General features: G+C 74.7%; 1 protein-coding gene. It reads right to left on the bottom strand.

The annotated features are described in order from the left end of the window. Positions 1 to 585 (bottom strand): Y-family DNA polymerase (locus FJV41_RS49430; RefSeq protein WP_497812681.1); only part of this gene is annotated, 585 nt, incomplete at its 3' end. Between the last annotated feature and the right edge of the window lie 182 nt (positions 586 to 767).

Genomic DNA, 767 nt, shown 5'->3' with positions numbered 1-767 from the left:
CTCCCCCAGCGTGGTGAGCCCCAGCGAGGAGAAGGACGCACCCTCCCGCCCCTCCAGCGCGGCCAACGGCAACGGCGCCAGCGCCCGAGCCGACTCACCCAGCGGAATCACCTCCACCCGCCGCGCCCCGTACCGCGCCAGCGCCCGCGAGGTGAACGCCTCCGAGGCCACCGCCACGTGCGCCCGGTACCCCAGCTCCGAGCACAGCGCCAACGCCCGCGAGCACAGCCCTTCCTCGCCTCCAGACAGGTGCGCCGCCCCCGCGTCCAACCACAGTCCATCCGGCGCGGAGAGCTGGAAGCCCGGCCCCAGGCACAAGAGCGCCTCCCCCAACGCCACCAGCGCCCGGGCCTCCTCCTCCGGCCGATAGGGAAAGTGCCGCAGTTCCGGATCCAGCGCCGTCGCCGCCGTGAGCGTCGTCCCGGGCCGAACCCCCGCCTTCAGCGCGGACGTCGACGCCGCCGCCACCCGCCGCTGGCCGCGCGACTCCTCCACCAGCACGAAGGGCCGCCCCGTCAGCTCCGGGCACTCGATGACCTTGCGCTGCACCGGGAAGCGCGTGAAGTGAAGATACGCCCTGCGCATGGGGCCTCAGTGCGTCGCCGAGGCCGCGCTCAGCCCCGCTCGCAGCGACGGCATGGCGCCATCCCGCCCGGGCCGCTGGCCCTGGATCCCCAGGCCGTTGCGCGCCACCCACGCCCCCTCCTTCAGGAAGTCCGGCGTGGCATCCGCATCCAAGGGCCCCACCTCCAGCAACCGTCCGCCCC

It is taken from the genome of Myxococcus llanfairpwllgwyngyllgogerychwyrndrobwllllantysiliogogogochensis (assembly GCF_006636215.1).
Classification (GTDB): Bacteria; Myxococcota; Myxococcia; order Myxococcales; family Myxococcaceae; genus Myxococcus; species Myxococcus llanfairpwllgwyngyllgogerychwyrndrobwllllantysiliogogogochensis.
Note: the sequence above shows the minus strand (reverse complement) of the source record. Positions and strands in the feature narration are given on the sequence as shown.